The following is a 5,407-nucleotide window of genomic DNA, read 5'->3' on the forward strand; positions in this document are numbered from 1 at the left end:
CTGCTTCTCCGGTCCACGCTGCCGCGCCGGCCCGGACCTCCCTTTCCATTTCCGGCTGCGCTGGGCGCTACCGGCTCCCTGCCGCAGGTCATCCAGACCTCGGCGAGAGCCGACTCTACAAGCAATGACGCCGGGACGACAAGACCGGTCACCGGTGCGGGCGGTGAGCTGCCCAAGCCGCGCGCAGTGACGCTCAGCTCAACCAGAAACAGCCTTGGCGCGCTTCCAGACGGCTTCGAATTCGGTGGCGGTGATGCTGTCATCCGAATCCAGGTCCAGCCAGGACAAAGGCTGATCGGACATCGGGAAGCGCGCATCGGCCTGCCCGGATTTGTCGGCCCAGACCAGCACGCTGCGGTAGCTTTCGACCTGCCGCACGATCACATCGCCCTGTGCCTCAAGGTAAATCGTGCCGTGGCCGATGTCCGATTCGGCGGGGTGTTTGTAGTGTTTCCGGGGCGTGGTCATGACGGAAGCTCAGGGCTGAATATGGGGAGGGCGCGAAATATACCGCGATCCGGGCGGGTCTGGCGCCGTTGTCCAGGGCTGCCACGCGTGGCGTGGCACTACCGGCGGCGTGAGGTGGTGCGCGGTTGCAGGGCATCCAGCGCGCTGGCATTGCGCCGTGCCCAGTCGTAGATCAGCTCGATCGGCTCCACCAGCTGCCGGCCCAGCGGTGTCAGCGTGTACTCCACTGCCGGCGGCACGGTGGGAAATTCGGTGCGCAGCACGATGCCTGCGGCTTCCATTTCGCGCAGGGTCTGGATCAGCATTTTCTTGGAGATCGCCGGCAGGCTGCGGTGCAGCGCATTGCTGCGCGCGGCGCCTGCATGGCGCACGGCCAGGGTGTGCAGCACCATCGAGGTCCATTTGGTGCTGAACAGCTCCAGCACCCGCCGCGGGGCGCAATCCTCGCGCCATTCTTCGTCGGGAGTGCCGGTTTTCATCGCGTGGTTACCATTTGGTGCCTTCTTTCGTGCGGTGCGCGCCTATCCTACTGTGTGCGCCTGAAACAGAATGAAAAGGCCATATCGTGACGAACAAAGCGTTGGTAGTCGGGGCGACCGGCATCGTGGGCAGTGCATTGATCCAGCGGCTGCTGGACGCCGGCTGGGAGGTCCACGGACTGGCCCGCCGTCCAGACCAGCTGCCCAAGGGCGCGCAGGGCGTCGCCGCGGATCTGCATGACGCCGCGTCCACCCAGGCGGCACTGGCAGCGCTGGCACCCACCCATGTATTCATCACCACCTGGTCGCGCCAGGCCAATGAGGCCGAGAATATCCGCGTCAATGCGGCGATGGTGCGCAACCTGCTGGACGCGTTGCGGCCGGCCGGCAGCGTGCGGCACGTCGCGCTGGTCACCGGGCTGAAGCATTACCTGGGGCCGTTTGAAGCCTATGCGCAGGGTGCCTTGCCACAGACGCCGTTCCGTGAGGAACAGCCACGGCTGGCGGTGGACAACTTCTACTACGCACAGGAAGACGAGGTATTTGCCGCTGCAGCGCGCGACGGCTTCAGTTGGAGCGTGCATCGCCCGCACACGGTGATCGGCGCGGCGGTGGGCAATGCCATGAACATGGGCACGACGCTGGCGGTGTACGCCACGCTGTGCAAGCGCAGCGGGCGTCCGTTCTACTTCCCCGGCTCGCCCGCACAGTGGGACGGGCTGACCGACATGACCGATGCAGGTCTGCTCGCCAGACACCTGCTGTGGGCAACCCAGACGCCCGCCGCCGCCAACCAGGCCTTCAACGTGGTCAATGGCGATGTGTTCCGCTGGCGCTGGATGTGGTCGCGGATCGCGACGTGGTTCGATCTCGAGCCGGCCCCCTTCACCGGCGAGGTGCGTCCGCTGGAGCAGCAGATGGCCGGTGATGCCGCCGCATGGTCGGCGCTGGCGGCCGCCCATGGGCTGGTCGAGCAGGACATCCATCGCCTGATCTCGCCGTGGCACACCGACGCCGACCTGGGCCGGCCACTGGAAGTGGTCACCGATATGTCCAAGAGCCGACGGATGGGCTTCCTGGACTACCAGCCCAGCGACGATGCGTTCTTCGCGCTGTTCGAGCGATTGCGCGCGCAGCGGCTGATTCCGTAGTCGGACGCGGCATGGGGTAACGGATCCGTGGCACCGGATGCACGACGGACTAACGCCCGTCCGCACTACCCTCGGTGACGAAGTGTGGCCCCCGCCGCATGCKTTTCCCGCGAGGCAGCCACCGTGCCACATCCGTCCCCTTGCCGCATCCTGCTTGTCGAGGACAACGATGCCCTCCGCGCCAGGACCACCACGATCCTGGATGCGGACGGTTTCGACGTCGTGTCCACCGCCAACGCCGAATCCGCGCTGGATCACCTGACCGGCGCGACGTCGTTCGATCTGCTGTTCTCCAGCATCGGCCTGCCGGGCATGGATGGCTGGAGCCTGGCAAAGCGCGCCAGCCGGCTGTATCCGACGATGCCCATCCTGCTGATGACCACCTATGCGGGCGAAATAGACGATCGCCCGCACTTTCTGTACCCCGGCGTGAACCTGATCCGCAAACCCTTTACCGCCGAAGAAGTGCTGGGTTCGGTACGCGACCTGGCCTGAGCCGGGCCGGATGATCAGGCATTGACGTCCACTACCGTGCGGCCCTGCACGCGCCCTTCCAGAACCTGCGCGGCAATGGTCGGCACCTGCGCCAGTCCGATCACCTGGGTGGTCCGTGCAAGCTTGGCAGGATCCAGATCGGTGGCCAGACGCGCCCACGCCTGCCGGCGTGCCGCCAGCGGTGCGTTGACCGAATCGATGCCCGCCAGCGTCACGTTGCGCAGGATGAAGGGCAGCACCGAGCCCGGCAGGTCGGCCCCCTGCGCCAACCCGAACGCGGCGACCACACCGCGATAGCGGATCTGCGCCAGCACGTTGGCCAGGGTGTGGCTACCGACCGCGTCGATGGCACCGGCCCAGCGCTCTTTGGCAATCGGTGCACCCGGCGCGGACAGCGTGTGGCGGTCGATGATCTCGGCCGCGCCCAGTTCCTTGAGATACGCCGATTCTTCCAGGCGGCCGGTGGACGCCACCACGCGGTAGCCCAACCCCGACAGCAGTGCGATGGCGATGGAGCCCGCGCCGCCGTTGGCGCCGGTCACCAGGATGTCGCCGCTGTCCGGGGTGACCCCGCCATGCTCCAGGGCCAGTACCGACAGCATCGCCGTGTAGCCAGCGGTGCCGATCGCCATCGCATCCCGGGCGCTGAAGGCATYGGGTACCTTCACCAGCCACTCGCCGGGCACCCTCGCCTTCTGCGCATAACCGCCATGGTGGGTCTGGCTCAAGCCATAGCCGTTGACCAGCACGCGATCGCCGGGCGCGATACCGGGGTAGTTCGAGGTCTCGACCACGCCGGCCAGATCGATGCCAGGGATCAACGGGAAGCTGCGGATCACCGGCGAGCGGCCCGACAATGCCAGCGCGTCCTTGTAGTTGACCGTGGAGTACGCCACGGCCACGGTAACGTCGCCGGGCATGAGGTCGTGCTCTTCCAGGGCCACGATGTCAGTGGCAATCGTGTCGCCGGTTTTGCGGGCAAGCAGGGCATTGAACGTCATGGCGGTCTCCGGGGGGGTGCTTCCACTGTGCGGTGAAATCGCCCGGGCATCCAGTCGAAGGCCGCTTCAAGAATTACTAGACGACCGGTCTAATGGAGAGTACAGTCCATCCCATGAGCCCTGCACCCGCCATCGACACCAGCGACGTCCGCGACAAGATCCTGGCCACCGGCCAGCGGATCATGGGCGGCAAAGGGTTTTCCGCCGTCGGCCTGAACGAGGTACTGACCGCGGCCGGCGTGCCGAAGGGCTCGTTCTATCACTACTTCGGGTCCAAGGACGCCTTTGGGGAAGCCCTGCTCGAGGAGTACTTCGCCGCCTACCTCGCCGACATGGACCGCATCTTCCGCCAGACCGGCCAGACCGGTGCGCAACGGCTGGACGCGTATTTCCAGGCGTGGCGGGACAACCAATCCTTCGAAGAGTGCCAAGGCAAGTGCCTGGCGGTGAAGCTGGGTGCCGAGGTTGCCGACCTGTCCGAGAGCATGCGGGCGTCACTCAAACGCGGCACTGCCGCGATCATCGAACGGATGGCGCATGCGATCACCGCCGGCGTAGCCGACGGTTCGCTGGCGCCCGACGACCCGGCCGATGGCGTGGCGCAGAGCCTGTATCAGCTCTGGCTGGGTGCCAGCCTGATGGTCAAGATCGTCCGCCACACCCAGCCGTTCGACGACGCAGCGCGCACCACCCGCAGGATTCTCCACCCCTCCCATTGACGGGAAGGCCACGCAGCAGGCGATTCATCGGCGACCTGCTTTTTTCACACCCGTTTACTAGACGACCGGTCTACTGTTCTCCCCATCCCGCATCGACCCCCAAGGAGCACCACCATGAAAGTCCTCATCGTTCTTACCTCCCACGACCAACTCGGCAACACCGGCCGCAAGACCGGCTTCTGGCTCGAAGAGCTCGCCGCGCCCTACTACACCTTCAAGGACGCCGGTGCCGAGATCGTGCTGGCCTCGCCCAACGGCGGCCAGCCGCCGCTCGACCCCAAGAGCAACGAACCCGATTTCCAGACCGAGCTGACCCGTCGCTTCGAGGCCGATGCCGATGCCAATGCGCAACTGGCCAACACCGTCCGCCTGGACAGCATCAACCAGGCCGACTTCGACACCGTGTTCTATCCCGGCGGCCATGGCCCGCTCTGGGACCTGGCCGAAGACACCCACTCCATCGCGCTGATCGAATCGTTCATCGCCGCTGGCAAGCCGGTCGCCCTGGTCTGCCACGCCCCGGGCGTGCTGCGTCACGTCAAGGCCGCCGATGGCACGCCGCTCGTTGACGGCAAGAAGGTCACCGGCTTCACCAACACCGAAGAAGAAGGCGTCGGTCTTACCAAGGTGGTGCCGTTCCTGGTCGAGGACACGCTCAAGGCGCTCGGCGGCGACTACTCCAAGGGGCCGGACTGGGGCTCGTATGTGGTGCGCGATGGCCTGCTGATCACCGGGCAGAACCCGGGATCGTCGTCGGAGACGGCGGCGGTGCTGATGCAGCAGGTGGGTGCTGAAGCGAAGCGCTGAGGCGATTGGGCCGGTGCCGCGTGTGCGGCACCGGACACCTGGACTGGGAGCGGCACCGACTGCTCACAGTGCTACGCCCGCGTTCGAACGGCCTGCGCCACCCCGCTGCAGCGGACCTCAAGGTCGGCTCGGCGACGAACGTCGCTCAACGGCCCGGCGCCTGCTTGCCCGTCTCATGTTCCTGCGCTTCCAGCGCACTGGCAAACCGGTCCATCAAACGCACCAGGTCCGCCACCTCCTGCGGCGCCCACGACTGGAAGATATGCCGTCCGATCCGCTCACGCGCC

General features: G+C 66.3%; 7 protein-coding genes. 4 read left to right on the forward strand and 3 right to left on the reverse strand.

Annotated features, from left to right (window positions below):
• Nucleotides 1-198 precede the first annotated feature (198 nt).
• Together ACXJKH_RS13690 and ACXJKH_RS13695 are read right to left on the reverse strand one after the other, a co-directional pair.
• Nucleotides 199-468, reverse strand: a complete 270-nt coding sequence (locus tag ACXJKH_RS13690) for a hypothetical protein (RefSeq protein ID WP_256774246.1) — start codon at nucleotides 466-468, stop codon at nucleotides 199-201.
• Between the two features lie 98 nt (nucleotides 469-566).
• On the reverse strand, nucleotides 567-947 hold the full coding sequence (locus ACXJKH_RS13695; protein ID WP_457320046.1) for a winged helix-turn-helix transcriptional regulator: 381 nt from the start codon (nucleotides 945-947) through the stop codon (nucleotides 567-569).
• 86 nt (nucleotides 948-1,033) lie between these two features.
• Here ACXJKH_RS13695 and ACXJKH_RS13700 point away from each other — a divergent pair, with 86 nt between their 5' ends.
• Nucleotides 1,034-2,098: an SDR family oxidoreductase gene (locus tag ACXJKH_RS13700; RefSeq protein WP_457320048.1), complete on the forward strand. Its 1,065-nt coding sequence runs from the start codon at nucleotides 1,034-1,036 to the stop codon at nucleotides 2,096-2,098.
• Nucleotides 2,099-2,221: 123 nt separating this feature from the next.
• Nucleotides 2,222-2,593 (forward strand): response regulator, encoded by a 372-nt coding sequence (locus ACXJKH_RS13705; protein ID WP_457320050.1) that lies wholly within the window; start codon nucleotides 2,222-2,224, stop codon nucleotides 2,591-2,593.
• A 14-nt stretch (nucleotides 2,594-2,607) separates the two neighbouring features.
• Here the strand turns inward: ACXJKH_RS13705 and acuI are convergent, their stop codons facing one another.
• A complete protein-coding gene (gene acuI, locus ACXJKH_RS13710) occupies nucleotides 2,608-3,594 on the reverse strand; it encodes an acrylyl-CoA reductase (NADPH) (protein ID WP_457320052.1) in 987 nt (328 codons plus the stop codon).
• 113 nt (nucleotides 3,595-3,707) lie between these two features.
• Here acuI and ACXJKH_RS13715 point away from each other — a divergent pair, with 113 nt between their 5' ends.
• Together ACXJKH_RS13715 and ACXJKH_RS13720 are read left to right on the forward strand one after the other, a co-directional pair.
• A complete protein-coding gene (locus ACXJKH_RS13715) occupies nucleotides 3,708-4,313 on the forward strand; it encodes a TetR/AcrR family transcriptional regulator (RefSeq protein WP_457320054.1) in 606 nt (201 codons plus the stop codon).
• A gap of 114 nt (nucleotides 4,314-4,427) precedes the next feature.
• The gene (locus ACXJKH_RS13720; protein ID WP_457320056.1) at nucleotides 4,428-5,120 is read left to right on the forward strand and encodes a type 1 glutamine amidotransferase domain-containing protein; all 693 of its coding nucleotides are present in this window, start codon (nucleotides 4,428-4,430) and stop codon (nucleotides 5,118-5,120) included.
• The last annotated feature ends 287 nt before the right edge of the window (nucleotides 5,121-5,407 follow it).

The sequence above is a fragment of the Stenotrophomonas sp. P5_B8 genome (genome assembly GCF_054049855.1).